The organism is Curtobacterium sp. BRD11 (assembly GCF_031844345.1).
In the GTDB taxonomy this organism is placed as follows: domain Bacteria; phylum Actinomycetota; class Actinomycetes; order Actinomycetales; family Microbacteriaceae; genus Curtobacterium.
This window is the reverse complement of the sequence record NZ_JAUZUZ010000003.1, coordinates 385075-399988: the sequence shown is the minus strand read 5'-3', so window position 1 is coordinate 399988 and position 14914 is coordinate 385075. Positions and strand designations below refer to the sequence as shown.

At 72.1% G+C, this 14914-nt stretch carries 14 protein-coding genes; 9 read left to right on the top strand and 5 right to left on the bottom strand.

The window, feature by feature from the left end; all coding sequences use genetic code 11:
• The first annotated feature begins 148 nt into the window (after window positions 1–148).
• A complete protein-coding gene (locus Q9R28_RS09760) occupies window positions 149–730 on the top strand; it encodes a LemA family protein (RefSeq protein ID WP_311205970.1) in 582 nt (193 codons plus the stop codon).
• Between the two features lie 23 nt (window positions 731–753).
• The gene (locus tag Q9R28_RS09755) at window positions 754–1656 is read left to right on the top strand and encodes a M48 family metalloprotease (RefSeq protein WP_066652624.1); all 903 of its coding nucleotides are present in this window, start codon (window positions 754–756) and stop codon (window positions 1654–1656) included.
• 310 nt (window positions 1657–1966) lie between these two features.
• Here Q9R28_RS09755 and Q9R28_RS09750 read toward each other — a convergent pair whose 3' ends face one another.
• The gene (locus tag Q9R28_RS09750; protein WP_271826620.1) at window positions 1967–3229 is read right to left on the bottom strand and encodes a winged helix-turn-helix domain-containing protein; all 1263 of its coding nucleotides are present in this window, start codon (window positions 3227–3229) and stop codon (window positions 1967–1969) included.
• A 93-nt stretch (window positions 3230–3322) separates the two neighbouring features.
• Between Q9R28_RS09750 and Q9R28_RS09745 the strand changes: the two genes are divergently transcribed.
• Together Q9R28_RS09745 and ilvA are read left to right on the top strand one after the other, a co-directional pair.
• Entirely contained in the window at window positions 3323–4561 is a 1239-nt protein-coding gene (locus Q9R28_RS09745) for an AI-2E family transporter (protein ID WP_066652641.1), read from the top strand.
• Window positions 4562–4626: 65 nt separating this feature from the next.
• The gene (gene ilvA, locus Q9R28_RS09740) at window positions 4627–5886 is read left to right on the top strand and encodes a threonine ammonia-lyase (RefSeq protein ID WP_251159904.1); all 1260 of its coding nucleotides are present in this window, start codon (window positions 4627–4629) and stop codon (window positions 5884–5886) included.
• A 343-nt stretch (window positions 5887–6229) separates the two neighbouring features.
• Here the strand turns inward: ilvA and greA are convergent, their stop codons facing one another.
• Both greA and Q9R28_RS09730 read right to left on the bottom strand, forming a co-directional pair.
• Window positions 6230–6718: a transcription elongation factor GreA gene (gene greA / locus Q9R28_RS09735; protein WP_066652650.1), complete on the bottom strand. Its 489-nt coding sequence runs from the start codon at window positions 6716–6718 to the stop codon at window positions 6230–6232.
• Between the two features lie 67 nt (window positions 6719–6785).
• Window positions 6786–7100 carry a DUF4307 domain-containing protein gene (locus Q9R28_RS09730; RefSeq protein ID WP_268746777.1) on the bottom strand — a complete coding sequence of 105 codons (315 nt, stop codon included), beginning with the start codon at window positions 7098–7100 and terminating at the stop codon, window positions 6786–6788.
• 256 nt (window positions 7101–7356) lie between these two features.
• On the opposite strand from Q9R28_RS09730, the gene mca reads away from it, so the two are divergent.
• The gene (mca, locus tag Q9R28_RS09725; protein WP_144411239.1) at window positions 7357–8247 is read left to right on the top strand and encodes a mycothiol conjugate amidase Mca; all 891 of its coding nucleotides are present in this window, start codon (window positions 7357–7359) and stop codon (window positions 8245–8247) included.
• Complete coding sequence (locus Q9R28_RS09720; protein ID WP_081984689.1) at window positions 8244–8537, top strand: hypothetical protein; 294 nt, start codon at window positions 8244–8246, stop codon at window positions 8535–8537. Before mca ends, Q9R28_RS09720 begins: the two co-directional genes overlap by 4 nt.
• Window positions 8538–8696: 159 nt before the next feature.
• Here the strand turns inward: Q9R28_RS09720 and Q9R28_RS09715 are convergent, their stop codons facing one another.
• Entirely contained in the window at window positions 8697–9395 is a 699-nt protein-coding gene (locus tag Q9R28_RS09715; RefSeq protein WP_209683735.1) for a hemolysin III family protein, read from the bottom strand.
• 86 nt (window positions 9396–9481) lie between these two features.
• On the opposite strand from Q9R28_RS09715, the gene Q9R28_RS09710 reads away from it, so the two are divergent.
• The 3 genes from Q9R28_RS09710 to Q9R28_RS09700 all read left to right on the top strand — a co-directional run bounded on the left by Q9R28_RS09710 (window position 9482) and on the right by Q9R28_RS09700 (window position 13226).
• Window positions 9482–10267: an isoprenyl transferase gene (locus Q9R28_RS09710; protein ID WP_235426501.1), complete on the top strand. Its 786-nt coding sequence runs from the start codon at window positions 9482–9484 to the stop codon at window positions 10265–10267.
• 112 nt (window positions 10268–10379) lie between these two features.
• The gene (locus tag Q9R28_RS09705; protein WP_066652665.1) at window positions 10380–11489 is read left to right on the top strand and encodes an aminotransferase class V-fold PLP-dependent enzyme; all 1110 of its coding nucleotides are present in this window, start codon (window positions 10380–10382) and stop codon (window positions 11487–11489) included.
• A gap of 375 nt (window positions 11490–11864) precedes the next feature.
• Window positions 11865–13226: a PhoH family protein gene (locus Q9R28_RS09700; protein WP_209683731.1), complete on the top strand. Its 1362-nt coding sequence runs from the start codon at window positions 11865–11867 to the stop codon at window positions 13224–13226.
• Between the two features lie 164 nt (window positions 13227–13390).
• Here Q9R28_RS09700 and Q9R28_RS09695 read toward each other — a convergent pair whose 3' ends face one another.
• Complete coding sequence (locus Q9R28_RS09695) at window positions 13391–14764, bottom strand: class II fumarate hydratase (protein ID WP_311206001.1); 1374 nt, start codon at window positions 14762–14764, stop codon at window positions 13391–13393.
• Window positions 14765–14914: the final 150 nt, after the last annotated feature.

The following is a 14914-nucleotide window of genomic DNA, read 5'->3' as shown; positions in this document are numbered from 1 at the left end:
GTGCGCCACTCGGGAATCCCCCGTGAACCAGACTGCGCGAACGGGTCGTGCCGGTGCGCCTCGGTACACTCGTGGACGGTCGTCCCACGGCCACGCACCGGCCGCGGTCCCACTGCGCCGGACCCGAAGCGCAAAGGAGTACGCCCAGATGGACACCGGACTCGTCACGACGCTGATCGTCGTCGGAGTGGTGGTGGTCCTGCTCGTCGTGGTCGGGGTCTACCTCTGGGTGACCTACAACTCGCTCGTCACGCTGAAGCTGCGCGTGGACGAGGCGTGGAGCGACATCACGGTGCAGCTGAAGCGCCGCGCGGACCTCATCCCCACCATCGTCGAGACGGTGAAGGGGTACGCCGCGCACGAGAAGTCCGTGTTCGAGTCGGTGACGCGCGCCCGCGCCGAGACCCTCGGCGCATCGGACGCCTCGAGCGCCTCGGTGGCCGAGGGGCACATGCAGAAGGCCCTGAAGGGTGTGTTCGCCGTCGCGGAGGGCTACCCCCAGCTGCAGTCGAGCCAGAACTTCCTGCAGCTGCAGTCGGAACTCGTCGACACCGAGGACAAGATCCAGTCCGCCCGGCGCTTCTACAACGGTGGCGTGCGCGAGCTGAACACGAAGATCCGGGTCTTCCCCAACTCGACCTTCGCGAAGAGCAAGGGCTTCAGCGAGGCGACGTTCTTCGAGACGGCCGAGCCCGCGGCGATCGCCGAACCGCCGCGCGTCCAGTTCTGACGCCGACCGGGGCGGCCTGACCCGTGTACAGCGCCATCGCGCGGAACAAGCGCAACACCGTCGTCATCATCCTGGTCTTCCTGCTCATCGTCGGGGCGCTCGGGTTCCTGGGCGGCTACCTCGCGGGCAACGTCTCCGTGGGCGTCATCGTGCTGCTCGTCGCGCTCGGGTACGCGGTGCTCCAGTACTTCCTGGCCGGGCGGCAGGCGACGGCCATCGCCGGCGGCGTCGAGATCGACCGGAACACGGAGCCGCGGCTCTGGCGGACGGTCGAGAACCTGGCGATCACGAACGGCATGTCGATGCCGCGGGTGTTCGTCATCGAGGACCCGGCACCGAACGCCTTCGCCACCGGACGGGACCCGGAGCACGCGATCGTCGCGGCGACGACCGGGTTGCTCGCGATCATGGACGACAGCGAGCTGCAGGGCGTCATGGCCCACGAGCTCGGTCACGTCAAGAACTACGACATCCGCGTCTCGACCATGGTGTTCGGCCTGGTCGTCGCGGTCGGGTTCCTGGCGGACGTGCTCCTGCGCATCTCGATCTTCAGCGGGCTGAGCGGGCGCGGGCGGAACAGCGACTCCGGGGGTGGAGGCGGCAACCCGATCGTCCTCGTCGCGGGGATCGTGGCCGTGCTCGTCGCCCCGATCGCGGCAGCGGCGGTGCAGGCGGCCGTCTCGCGGCAGCGGGAGTACCTCGCCGACGCCACGGGTGCGATGACCACGCGGTACCCCGAGGGACTCGCTCGTGCGCTGGAGAAGCTCCAGGCGTACGGCCGACCGACCCGGTCGCAGAACTCCTCGATGGCGCACCTGTGGATCGCGGACCCGATGCGACCGGGCGTGATGGACCGGTTGTTCTCCACGCACCCGCCGCTGCCCGACCGGGTCGCGCGACTCCGGGGGAGCCTCGACCGGTTCTGACGGGCGCTGCCGCCGTCACCGCCGTCGCCGTCGCTGCGATGCCGGCGCCGAGACGCCGGTGTCCACACGAGACGGACTCGTGCCGGCGAGACGCCCTCGGAATCCGCGGCGTCTCGACGACGAAGCGGTGTCTCGACGACGAAGCGGTGTCTCGACGACGAAGCGGCGTCTCGACGACGATGCGGCGTCGCCGCGACGCGGCGGCGTTCCGCGGGCCGTGCACGACCGGCGCGACGGAGCGGCGGGTGACGGGACCTCGACCCGAGCCGGACGGGCGGGGCGGACGGGCGCCGTGCCTCCCGGCCGCTGGTCACACGACCGTGTCGTCCTCGGGAGCCGGAGCATCGGCGTCGTCCGCCGCCTCGTGCGGGACGAGCGCGACCCCGAGCGCCGCGGCCACCGCACCCGCGGCGGTGCCGCGATCCGTGACCTCGACGCCGTCGAGGCCCTGCCACGCCGCCGCCCGCCGCAGCGTCTCGGCGAGGCGCTCCGCGTCGAGGTGCTCGCCGGGCTCCTGCCAGGCAGTCCGGACCCGGAGCACGCCGCGCTGCCGATCGCTCTTCAGGTCGACGCGTCCGGTCAGCCGGTCGTCCTGCAGCACCGGCAGCACGTAGTAGCCGTACACACGCTTCGGTGCCGGCGTGTAGATCTCGATGCGGTAGTGGAAGTCGTACATGCGCTCCGCGCGACGCCGGAACCACACGACGGGGTCGAACGGGCTGAGCACCGCGTCGGCGGCGACGTGGCGTGGGACCCTGGCATCGACGTGCAGCCAGGCACGGTCCCGCCAGCCCGCCACCCGCGCCGGCACGAGTTCGCCGCGCTCCTCGAGCTCCGTGATCGCGGCGGCGGTGTCGTCCGCACGCAGGCGGAAGTAGTCGGCGAGGTCCGCGCGGGTCCCGACGCCGGACGCGCGCGCGGCACGCCGGACCAGCTCCGTGACGGCCGTGTGGCGGTCGGGCGCGGCCTCGAGCGTCCCCACCGGCAGCACCTGGTCGGGCAGGGCGTAGACACGCTCGAACCCGGCGCGTCCGGCGCTCACGACCTCGCCCCAGCGGAACATCTGCTCGAGCCCCGCCTTCACGTCGCTCCACCCCCACCACGGCCCGCGTCGGACGTTCGCCTCGTGCTCGACCGCGCTGGCGGGCAGGGGCCCCTCGGCGGCGAGCAGTGCGCGGAGCTCCCGGCGGACGCTCGCGGTCCGTTCCACGCCGGCGATTCGGTTCGGTCGGGCGTCGCGTTCGCGGTACGCGTCCATCCGCCACCGGAAGAGCGGGAGGTCCGTCCGCGGCAGGAACGCCGCCTCGTGCGCCCAGTACTCCGCGTAGGGGCCGGAGCGCCGCATGGTGAGCCGGTCCAACGTGTCCCGGTCGTAGGGACCGAGGCGGGCGAAGAGGGGCAGGTAGTGGCTGCGTTCGAAGACGTTGACCGAGTCGATCTGCAGCAACCCGAGCCGGCCGATCGTGCTGGTCAGGGTGCGGGTGCCCACCGCGTCGCGCGGGGGTGCGCCGAAGCCCTGGGCCGCCAGCGTGACGCGGCGGGCCTCGGCGGCGGAGAGCGTGGACCGGACCATGGCACGACGCTACCGATCGGCGCCGACACCGGGGTCGCGCCGACGTATGCCGCATCTGGAACACACACCGGCACGCGTCGGTACACTCACCGCATGGCCTGGGGAAAGAAGACGCATCCGGATCCCGTCGTCGAACAGGTCGTGCCGACGGGCATGCGGATCGCGGGCGCGTGGTCGTGGCGCGTGCTGGTGGTCGTCGGCGTGGTCGCGGTCTTCATCTACCTCGTGACGCTGTTCAGCGAGGTGCTCATCCCGTTCCTCATCGGGATCGTCGTCGCCGCCCTGCTCGTGCCGCTGTCGAACTGGATGCAGCGCCACCACGTGCCGAAGTGGATCGCCGTCGTGGTCAGCCTCGTCGGTGGCCTCGCGGCCGTCGGCGGACTCATCTGGCTCGTCGTCGACCAGATCGCGGCGGCCTACCCCTCGCTCCGCGACCGGACGCTCTCGCAGTACGACAACATCCGCGAGTTCGTCCTCAGCTCCGGTCTGGGCATCAGCCAGTCCGACCTCAACAACTACCTCAACCAGGCGACCGACTGGCTGTCGAGCAACTCCGGCTCGATCCTGTCCGGGGTCGCGAGCGCGGGATCGTCGCTGACGCACCTGCTCACCGGCTTGTTCGTGGTCATCTTCACGGTGATCTTCCTGCTCATCGACGGCAAGAACGTGTGGCGCTGGACCGTCCGGCTGTTCCCGAAGAACGCCCGCGCCGCGATCGACGGCGCCGGGGTCGCCGGGTGGACCACCCTGACGAGCTTCATCCGCGTGCAGATCTTCGTCGCGTTCGTCGACGCCGTCGGCATCGGCATCGGTGCCGCCGCGCTGCAGCTGCCGCTCGTCATCCCGATCGCCGTGTTCGTGTTCCTCGGCGCGTTCATCCCGGTCGTCGGCGCCATCGTCACGGGCTTCCTCGCCGTCTTCATCGCCCTGATCTTCAACGGCTGGGTCGCGGCGCTCGTCATGCTCGGCGTGATCCTCGTCGTGCAGCAGGTCGAGGGGCACATCCTGCAGCCGCTCGTCATGGGCAGCGCGGTCAAGGTGCACCCGCTCGCCGTCGTCCTCGGCGTCACCGCGGCGTCCGGGCTGGCCGGCATCGCCGGAGCCTTCTTCGCGGTGCCGCTGATCGCGACCGTGAACTCGATGGTGACGACGATCGCGAGCGGCCGGTGGAAGGGGCTCGACTCCGACCACGTGCTCGAGGCGAAGCAGCGCGACCACCACGCGAGCGTCGAGGCGAAGAAGCGCCGTCGCTGGCGGAAGCGCCACCCCGACGGCGTCCCGGCCCCGGGCAGCGACGAACAGCCCACCGCCGCGAAGGGGACCGCGGGCTGAGCGGGCGTTCACCGACGGACCGTCACGAGTTCGCCGTGACGGCTCCGACGGACGATGATGGGTCCGTGACCGACACCTCCGCGCCCCAGCAGCAGACCGACGCGTTCCCGACGCTGGCGGACATCGAGGCCGCTCGGCAGACCATCGCGGGCGTCGCACGCGTCACGCCGATGGAGACGTCGCAGTTCCTCGCGGAGCTGCTCGGCTCGCCGGTGCACCTGAAGTGCGAGAACCTGCAGCGCACGGGCGCGTACAAGGTGCGCGGTGCCTACAACCGACTCGCCGCCCTCAGCACCGAGCAGCGAGCGGCGGGCGTCGTCGCCGCGAGCGCCGGCAACCACGCGCAGGGAGTCGCCCTCGCCGCTCGTGAGCTCGGCATCCCGGCCACGATCTTCACCCCGGTGGGCGTCGCGCTGCCGAAGCTCCAGGCGACGCGGCACTACGGCGCCGAGGTCGTGCTGCGGGGTCACTCGGTGGAGGAAGCGCTGAGCGCCGCGAAGGACTTCGCCGCCCACACCGGTGCGGTGTTCATCCCGCCCTTCGACCACCCGGACGTCATCGCGGGCCAGGGCACGCTGGGCCTCGAGATCATCGACCAGGTGCCCGACGTCGACACGGTGGTCGTGCCGATCGGTGGCGGCGGGGTCATCTCCGGCATCGCGCTCGCGGTGAAGGGCATGTCCGAGCGCCTCGGTCGTCCGATCCGGGTGATCGGCGTGCAGGCGGAGAACGCCGCGGCGTACCCGTCGTCGATCACCGCGGGAGCACCGGTGACGATCACGACGAAGCCGACGATCTCGGACGGCATCGCGGTCGCCCGACCGGGCGACCTGAACTTCCCGATCATCCGCGACCTGGTCGACGAGATCGTGACCGTCTCGGACGACGACACCGCCCGTGCCCTGCTGGTGCTGCTCGAGCGCGCGAAGCTCGTGGTCGAGGCCGCCGGCGCCGTCGGCGTCGCGGCGATCATGTCGGGCGCCGTCCGCGACACCGGCCGCACCGTCGTGCTGCTGAGCGGTGGGAACATCGACCCGCTCATGATGGAGCGGATCATCACCCGCGGTCTCGTCGCGGCGTCGCGCTACATCGGCATCCGGATCATGCTGCCCGACCGCCCCGGGCAGCTCGCCCGCGTCGCCCAGGTCATCTCGGACGCCGGCGCCAACGTGGTCGAGGTACTGCACACCCGGCACGGGCAGGGCCTGGTGATCAACGAGGTGGCCCTGGACCTGTCGATCGAGGCACGCGGTCCCGAGCACGCGCAGGAGGTCATCCAGCGCCTGCACGAGGTCGGCTTCCGCCCGGAGCTGCTCGAGAACTGACCCCGCCGCGCTGGCTGCACGCGTCGGTGTCAGCGGTGCGCACGGGACGGCCGCGCAGGCCTCAGGGTCGCGTGAGCGACACCGCGGACGGCCGGGAGGCGCGTGGAGCTCCCGTCATGACCCTCACGGTGATCCTGCCCTCGCTCCGCGACGTGGTCGCGCACTGACCGGCGCCGAGAGCCCAGTCGGCCCCTGCACAACGAAGAGCAGCTCGCGCCACGTGGTTCCGTGGTGCGAGCTGCTCCTCGTTGTGCACTGGCACGTCGCGCCGCCTGCTGGCCCGCCGCGCGCTCTGCGCCGCCCGCCCCGGCCGTCGCGCCGGGCGCACTGCGGCGCCGGGCGCCTACGGCTCGTAGCGCTCGACCTTCGTCACCTTGGCGCTGATCTCCTTGCCGTTCGGCGCGGTGTAGGTCGTCTCGTCGCCCGCGCGCAGCCCGAGGATCGCGGCACCGACCGGGCTCACCGGGCTGTACACGGTCAGGTCGGACCCCTCGGCCACGATCTCGCGGTTGCCCACGAGGAAGGTCGACTCGTCGCCGGCGATGACCGCCGTGACGACGGTCCCCGGCTCGACGGTGCCGTCGAAGTCGGCCTCGCCCACGGTGGCGTGCTTGAGCAGCTCGGTGAGCTGCCGGATGCGGGCCTCGATCTTGCCCTGCTCGTCCTTCGCGGCGTGGTAGCCGCCGTTCTCCTTGAGGTCGCCCTCTTCACGCGCCGCCTCGATGCGGTCCGCGATCTCCTTGCGGGCCGGGCCCGACAGCTGTTCGAGCTCGGCCGTGAGACGGTCGTGCGCCTCCTGGGTCAGCCAGGTGGTCTGCGTGTCGTTGCTCATCGGTCTCCCTTTCGACAAAGGACGAGACCGGCCGGTGTGGCCGGTCTCGTCCGCGAATCAGTCGAGTCTAGGGAACCCAGCAGTCGTGGATCAAGCCGGTCACGCCGCGGGTCGTGGTGTTCACCTCGGTCGAGATCGAGCGGGTGCGCTGCTCGGATGCCGGCAGCGTCACCTCCTTCCACCCGACGATCGAGTACGACTTGTCGAGCACCTGCACGGCGCACCGGACCTCGGTGCCCGGGTCGGCCGACACCTGTGAGTGCACGACGGTGCGGTGGTCGGAGACGACGGTGTACCCGAGCTCGGTGTTGTCGAGCCCGTGTGACTCCTGGTCGAGGCCGGCCCAGACCACCCACGCGACGAACACGAGCACGACGGCGATCGCCGCGGCGACCCCGAACAGCTTCCCGCGGCGCCGACGATCCGGCGTGCGCCCGTACCGGTCGTCCAGCGACGCGGCGGTGGCCGTGGCCGTGGCCGACGCAGCGGTGGGGGTGGGGTGCAGCGGTTCGGACAGTTCGGGGCTCCTGGGGTGATTATCCTGGTCCCAGGGTAGTTCACGCCCCGCTGTGCGCTGCCCCCACGCCCGGGTCGATCCGTGCGCGTTCCGCCCGCTCCGTCACCCGTGAGGATCCTCCGTGCCGTACCGCCTGCTGGCCGTCCACGCCCACCCCGACGACGAGTCGAGCAAGGGTGCCGCGACGGCCGCGAAGTACGTCGCCGAGGGGCACCAGGTGATGGTCGTCTCCTGCACCGGCGGCGAGGCCGGGGACATCCTCAACGACCAGCTCGGTGAGCCGGCGACGAGCCGCGCCCACCGCGACATGGCGGGCTACCGGCGCACCGAGATGGCGGCTGCGCAGGCAGCGCTCGGCATCGACCACGTCTGGCTCGGCTACCACGACTCCGGGCTGCCGGACGCCGAGAAGGGCGAGACGGTCCGTCCGGGCACGTTCTCGACGGTGCCCCTCGAGTACTCGACCGAGGCACTCGTCCGCGTCGTCCGCCGCTTCCGTCCGCACGTGCTCGTCACCTACGACGAGAACGGCGGCTACCCGCACCCCGACCACATCCGCACGCACGAGGTCTCGGTCGCCGCCTGGCGCGCCGCCGCCGACCCCGCGGAGTACCCGGACGCCGGGGAGCCGTGGTCGATCAGCAAGCTCTACTACGAGCGCACCATGAACCCGCGCCGCTTCCGCACGATCTACGAGGCACTGCGCGAGCGCGACCCGGACAGCGCCGCCGTCGAGCAGCTGCGCGAGTGGGTGGAGCGGTTCGCCGACCGGCCGGACCTGGCGACGACCCACGTCGACGTCCGCGACCACTTCGACGCCCGCGACGCCGCCCTGCACGCGCACGCCAGCCAGGTGCCGCCGGACAGCGTCTTCTTCTCGTGGCCGAACGACCTCCTCGCGACGGTGTGGCCCACCGAGGACTACCAGCTCGTCGAGGCCCGCGTGCCCACCGACCTGCCGGAGTCCGACCTGTTCGCGGGGCTCCCTGACGACGAGGACACCACCGCGTGAGCACCATCCTGACGGCCATCGCCGCCGCCCCCAGCCCGAGCCCGTCGGTCGTGCCCGACGTCGACGTCACCCCCGGGGTCGCCGGCTTCGTCGCGATCGCGGTCGTCGCGGTCGTCACGATCCTGCTCGTGGTCGACATGACCCGCCGGATCCGTCGGACCCGCTACCGCGCGGAGATCCGCCAGCGGCTCGAGTCCGACGCGGGCGACGGCACGTCGACGGACGAGCCGGTGCGTCGCGCCGACGAGGACGGCCGGACCGACGTGGGCGACGACACCGAACGCGGCTGAGCCCGCGACGTCGGCAGCGGCGACACCAGCAGCGGCGACGTCGGCAGCAGCGACGTCCCCAGCAGACGGACGGGAGGCCCGTGGCGAGCGTGCCACGGGCCTCCCGTCCGTCGTCCGGTCGCCCCTGCCGGCCGGTGCCGCGGTCCGCAGCGGCTGCGGTCAGCGCACCGGGTCGAGGGCCACGATGAGCACGCCGACCCACTGCGCGGCGAACGCGACGACGGTCAGTGCGTGGAAGACCTCGTGGAAGCCGAACACGGTCGGGGCGGGGTCGGGGCGCTTGAAGCCGTAGACGAGGGCACCGATGACGTACGCCAGGCCGCCGGAGAGCACGAGGACCGTCATGGGGACGCTCGCGGCGAAGAACTGCGGGAGCAGACCGAGCGCGGCGCACCCGAGCACGAGGTAGATCGGCACGTACAGCCAGCGCGGGGCGCCGATCCACAGGACGCGGAAGGCGATGCCCAGCGCGGCTCCGGACCACATCACCCAGAGCACGACCACCATGAGCGTGTGCGGCAGCGCGCAGATCGCGATCGGCGTGTAGGTGCCGGCGATGAGCAGCAGGATGTTCGTGTGGTCGATCCGCTTGAGGACCTTCTTCACCGTCGGGCCCCACGGGAAGCGGTGGTAGGTCGCGGAGACGCCGAACATGAGCAGCGACGTCGCCATGAACACCGCGCTGCCGGCCTTCGCGGCCCCGCTGTCGGCCAGCGAGATGAGCACGATGCCCATCGCGATGGCGAACGGGAACGTGCCGAGGTGGATCCAGCCGCGCCAGGCGGGGCGCGGCGGCTCGGTGGTGTCCGCTTCCTCGGTGAACGGGACGTGGGGGAGCGTGGCGGTCTCGTCCTGCATGGGGCGACAGTAGGGCCCCCGGCCGAACGGCAGCAGGGAATGCACAGCCCCGCACGACCGGCGCCACGGTGCACTACAGTCGTGGCGTGACCGGCAGGGTGGGATGGGCAGGGCGCGGCGTCCTCTACCGTGCCTACCAGCGTCGTATCCGCCGCCAGATCGACGGCCAGGCGATGCCGAAGCACGTCGCCATGATCGTCGACGGCAACCGTCGCTGGGCCAAGCAGCTCGGCCTCGAGTCGGCCGCCCACGGGCACCGTGCCGGCGCCGCCAAGATCCCCGAGTTCCTCGACTGGTGCGACGAGCTCGGCATCGAGGTCGTCACGCTCTACCTGCTGTCCGCCGACAACCTGACCGGTCGGGGCGGCGAGGAGCTCGAGCAGCTCGTCGGCATCATCGGCGACCTGGCCGGGACGCTCGCCGTGCACCGCGACTGGCGCGTGCAGCACGTCGGTTCCGACGAGGGGCTGCCCGCGGGTCTCCTCGGGGCGCTCGCGGACGCCGAGGCCCGGAGCGCAGCCCACACCGGCCTGCACGTCAACCTCGCGGTGGGCTACGGCGGACGCCGGGAGATCGCCGACGCCATGCGGAGCATCGTCCGGGCGCACGGCGAGGGCGGCGGCACGCTCGACACCCTGGCCGAGGTGCTGACGCCCGAGCTCATCGGCGACCACCTGTACACGCAGGGCCAGCCCGATCCCGACCTGGTGATCCGCACCTCGGGTGAGCAGCGGTTGTCGGACTTCATGCTGTGGCAGAGCGCGCACAGCGAGTTCTACTTCGTCGAGGCCCTCTACCCGGACCTGCGCGAGGTCGACTTCCTGCGGGCCGTGCGCGACTTCGGCCTGCGCTCCCGTCGTTTCGGCGGCTGATCGCGGGAGGCTCCCGACGGCGGTGGCGAGTGCGTCGGGCGGCTCAGGTTCGCGCGGCCTCCGTGCGTCCCAGTAGACTCACAGGGTTTTCGTCCCACGGAAGGTTGCCCCTGTGAACATCGCCGAGTACGCGGCCGGCTTCGACGAGGAGCCCGGGTACCTCGACCACGCCGCCTTCGGGCCGGTGCAGACCGCCGTGCTCGAGGAGCAGCGGGTGCTCGGGACGATCCAGGAGCGCATGCGCTTCGGCGCCGTGGAGACCCTCGACGAGCAGGACGCCCGGGTGCGCACCGTCGCTGCCCGGCTCGTCGGCCGTCGCGAGGACCAGGTGGTCTCGCAGACCGCCACGACGCCGGGGCTGCTGCACACGGCGTTCGGCCTGACCGGCGGTGTCCTGGTGGCCGCCGACGAGTACCCGTCGCTGCCGCTCGCACTGGCGAGCGCCGCCTCGGCGACGGGTGGCCGCGTGCAGCCCGTCGTCGTCGAGTCCGGTGCCGGCTGGATGACCCCGACGCTGGTCCGGGAGCGCCTGACCGACGACGTCGCCGCCGTCGCCGTGTCGCTCGTCGACTGGCAGACCGGGTACCTCGCCGACCTCGCTGCGATCCGGGAGGTCATCGGGGACCGCCTGCTCATCGTCGACGCGATCCAGGGCTTCGGCGTCGTCGACGCCCCGTACGAGGTCGCCGACGTCGTCGCCACCGGCGGGCAGAAGTGGCTGCACGCCGGGTGGGGCACGGGTTTCCTCGCGTTCAGCGACCGCGCCCTGAACCGCCTGCGCCCGGCGCTGTCCGGGCCGCACGGCACGACCGGCTGGCCGACCGAGGTCCCCTCGGTGAAGCCGGGCGCCGCGGGGTACCAGATGACGCGCGTCGACCCGGTCGCCCAGGCCCGGATGGCGGTGTCCCTCGAGCGGCTGGTCTCCGTCGGGGTCGGGGCCGTGCAGGAGCGCGTGGCCGACCGGGTCGAGCGGGTGCTCGACATCGCCGACGAGTTCGGCCTGTCGGTCGAGTCCAGCCGTGACCCGCGCGAGCGTGCCGGCATCGTCGTGCTGCGTCCGCCGCAGGGTCGGCTCACGGCGCTGTCCGCGGCGCTGCACAACCACGGGGTCACGGCGACGACGCGGCTCGGGGTCGCGCGGGTGTCGGTGTTCGCGTCCACCACGGACGCGACGCTCGACATGTTCCGCGACGCGTGCCTGTCCTACGCCACGATGCAGTAGCGCGCCCGCGCGCCGCCGGCCGCCCGCCGGCCCGCCGGCCTGGCCGCGGTCCGCGAGACTCGGCCGGGCGGACGTGTTCGCGCCTCCCAGCCCGCGAATCCGTCCGCGTCCGCGAGTCTCGCCGCTGCGCGCCTGCGCCCGAGGCGGCCGGGAGGCCCGTGGCGGGCCCGCCCCGCGCCTCCCGGCCGTCGTGGTGCGCGTTCACGTGACCGTAACCTCGGGGACCGCGTGTCGCGGTCCGGCTGTCGGGGGCCGGTCGTAGCTTGGCCCCACCGGGCACGGTGCCCGGTCGGAGCGGCCAGGCAACGGTGCTTCGGGACCGCTCTCCGGCCGCGTCGAGGACACTGACCGGGCCGAGCGCGGCCCGGGGATGGAGTGGTCGTGACCTCTCGCAACGTCGCTCGCGAACCCGCCCAGCGGTCCACCGCGGACTCGTCCACGTCGGTCGCCCAGCGCACGTACGTGCTCGACACGTCGGTGCTCCTCAGCGATCCGCGGGCGCTGTTCCGCTTCGCCGAGCACGCCGTGGTGCTGCCCGTGGTCGTCGTCAGCGAGCTCGAGTCCAAGCGCGACGACCCGGAGATCGGGTACTTCGCGCGCCAGGCCCTGCGGCTGCTCGACGAACTACGGGTCGAGCACGAGCGGCTCGACTTCCCCGTCGCACTCGACGACGGCGGTTCCTTCCGCGTCGAGCTGAACCACTCCGAGCAGTCCGTGCTCCCGTCCGGGCTCCGGCTCGGGGACAACGACTCGCGGATCCTCGCGGTCGCGTCGAACCTGGCGAACGACGGGCTGGACGTCGTCGTCGTGTCGAAGGACCTGCCGCTCCGCGTGAAGGCGTCGTCGATCGGCATGGCCGCCGAGGAGTACCGCGCCGAGCTCGCCGTCGACTCCGGCTACACGGGCATCACCGACCTGCAGGTGTCCGGCGAGCAGATGAGCGACCTGTACGAGCACGAGGAGATCCGGTCCTCGCGGCTCGACGGCGTCCCGGTGAACACCGGCGTCGTCATCCACTCGGAGCGCGGGTCGGCCCTCGGCCGCGTGCACGAGGCCGGCGCGGTGTCGCTCGTCCGCGGCGACCGCGAGGTCTTCGGGCTGCGCGGGCGCTCCGCCGAGCAGCGGCTCGCGATCGACGCCCTGCTCGACCCGGAGATCGGCATCGTCTCGCTCGGGGGATCGGCCGGCACCGGCAAGTCGGCGCTCGCGCTCTGCGCCGGGCTCGAGGCGGTGCTCGAACGACAGCAGCACAAGAAGATCATGGTGTTCCGGCCGCTCTACGCCGTGGGTGGGCAGGAGCTCGGGTACCTGCCCGGCGACGCCTCCGAGAAGATGAACCCCTGGGCGCAGGCCGTGTTCGACACCCTCGGCGCGCTGGTGTCCGACAACGTCCTCGACGAGGTCGTCGAGCGCGGGATGCTCGAGGTGCTGCCGCTCACGCACATCCGCGGGCGGTCCCTGCACGACGCGTTCGTGATCGTGGACGAGGCGCAGTCGCTCGAGCGGAACGTCCTGCTGACCATGCTGTCGCGCATCGGGCAGAACTCGCGCGTGGTGCTCACGCACGACGTCGCCCAGCGGGACAACCTGCGGGTCGGCCGGCACGACGGTGTCGCGAGCGTGATCGAGCGCCTGAAGGGGCACCCGCTGTTCGCGCACGTGACGCTGACCCGCTCCGAGCGGTCGGCGATCGCGGCGCTCGTGACGGAGCTGCTCGACTCGCCCGACCTCGGGTAGCGCGGCTGGTCGGCCGCCGGCGGGACTCGCCTGGGCGGACACGTTCGTGGCCGCAGGACTGCGAACGTGTCCGCAGGCGCGAGTCTCGGGGGTGAGCCGACGACGGACGGGAGGCGCGGTGCCAGCCGGCACCGTGCCTCCCGTCCGGCAGTGGGTCCCGTGGGTCAGTTCGGGTGCGTCATCGACAGCACGTCCAGCGCGCTGTCGAGCTGCTCCTCGGTGACCTCGCCGCGCTCGACGTGGCCCAGGGCGACGACCGCCTCGCGCACGGTGATGCCCTCGGCGACGGCGTACTTGGCGACCTTGGCCGCGGCCTCGTACCCGATGACGCGGTTGAGCGGCGTGACGATCGACGGGGACGACTCCGCGAACGCGCGGGCGCGCTCGAGGTTCGCCTGCAGCCCGTCGATGGTCTTGTCGGCGAGCACCCGCGAGCTGTTCGCGAGCAGGCGGATCGACTCGAGCAGGGCCGTGCCCATCACCGGGATCGCGACGTTGAGCTCGAAGGCACCCGAGGCGCCGGCCCAGGCGACCGTCGCGTCGTTGCCGATGACGCGTGCAGCGACCATCAGGGTGGCCTCGGGGATGACCGGGTTCACCTTGCCGGGCATGATCGACGAGCCGGGCTGCAGGTCCGGGATGTGCAGCTCGCCGAGGCCCGTGTTCGGCCCCGAGCCCATCCAGCGCAGGTCGTTGTTGATCTTCGTCAGGCTGACCGCGATGACCTTGAGGGCGCCCGACGCCTCGACCAGTGCGTCCCGGGCACCCTGCGCCTCGAAGTGGTCGAGCGCCTCGGTGATCGGCAGGCCGGTGTCCGAGGCCAGGCGGGCGATGACCTGCTGCGGGAAGCCCTTCGGCGTGTTGATGCCGGTGCCCACCGCGGTGCCGCCGAGCGGGACCTCGGCGACGCGGGGGAGCGTGGCCTGCACGCGCTCGATGCCGAGCCGGACCTGGCGGGCGTAGCCGCCGAACTCCTGTCCGAGGGTGACCGGGGTGGCGTCCATCAGGTGGGTGCGTCCGGACTTCACGGCGTCGGCCCAGAGCGTCGCCTTGGCCTCGAGCGACTCCGCCAGGTGCTCGAGCGCGGGGACGAGCGTGCGGATGAGGGCCTCGGTCACGGCGACGTGCACGGAGGTCGGGAAGACGTCGTTCGACGACTGGGACGCGTTCACGTGGTCGTTCGGGTGGACGTCCGTGCCGGCGACGCGGGTCGCCAGGGTCGCGAGGACCTCGTTCATGTTCATGTTCGACGAGGTGCCGCTGCCCGTCTGGTAGACGTCCACCGGGAACTGGTCGTGGTGCTCGCCGCCGATGATCGCGTCGGCCGCCTGTGCGATCGCCTCGGCCACCGTCGGGTCGACGATGCCGAGGGACCCGTTGACGACCGCCGCGGCGCGCTTGATCCGGGCGAGGGCGACGATCTGTGCCGGCTCGAGACCGCTGCCCGAGATCGGGAAGTTCTCGACCGCGCGCTGTGTCTGGGCACGGTAGAGGGCGTCCACCGGGACCCGGACCTCGCCCATCGTGTCGTGCTCGATGCGGAAGCCGTCACCGCCCGTCGCGGTCCGGTCGGTCGCGGTCTGGTCGGGCTCGCTGGTGTGGGTCACGTCGTCGTGGTCCTTCCTGTGGTGCACGGCCGGAGCGGTCGCCCCGGTGTCTTCGGCGGCCCGGTGGTGTCCGGGCGTCGC

Bases quoted from the DNA above. Each gene is read 5' to 3' on its own strand.
- greA (WP_066652650.1), bottom strand. From the start codon at position 6,718: ATGAGCAACGACACGCAGACCACCTGGCTGACCCAGGAGGCGCACGAC.
- Q9R28_RS09750 (WP_271826620.1), bottom strand. From the start codon at position 3,229: ATGGTCCGGTCCACGCTCTCCGCCGCCGAGGCCCGCCGCGTCACGCTG.
- Q9R28_RS09715 (WP_209683735.1), bottom strand. From the start codon at position 9,395: ATGCAGGACGAGACCGCCACGCTCCCCCACGTCCCGTTCACCGAGGAA.
- Q9R28_RS09760 (WP_311205970.1), top strand. From the start codon at position 149: ATGGACACCGGACTCGTCACGACGCTGATCGTCGTCGGAGTGGTGGTG.
- Q9R28_RS09745 (WP_066652641.1), top strand. From the start codon at position 3,323: ATGGCCTGGGGAAAGAAGACGCATCCGGATCCCGTCGTCGAACAGGTC.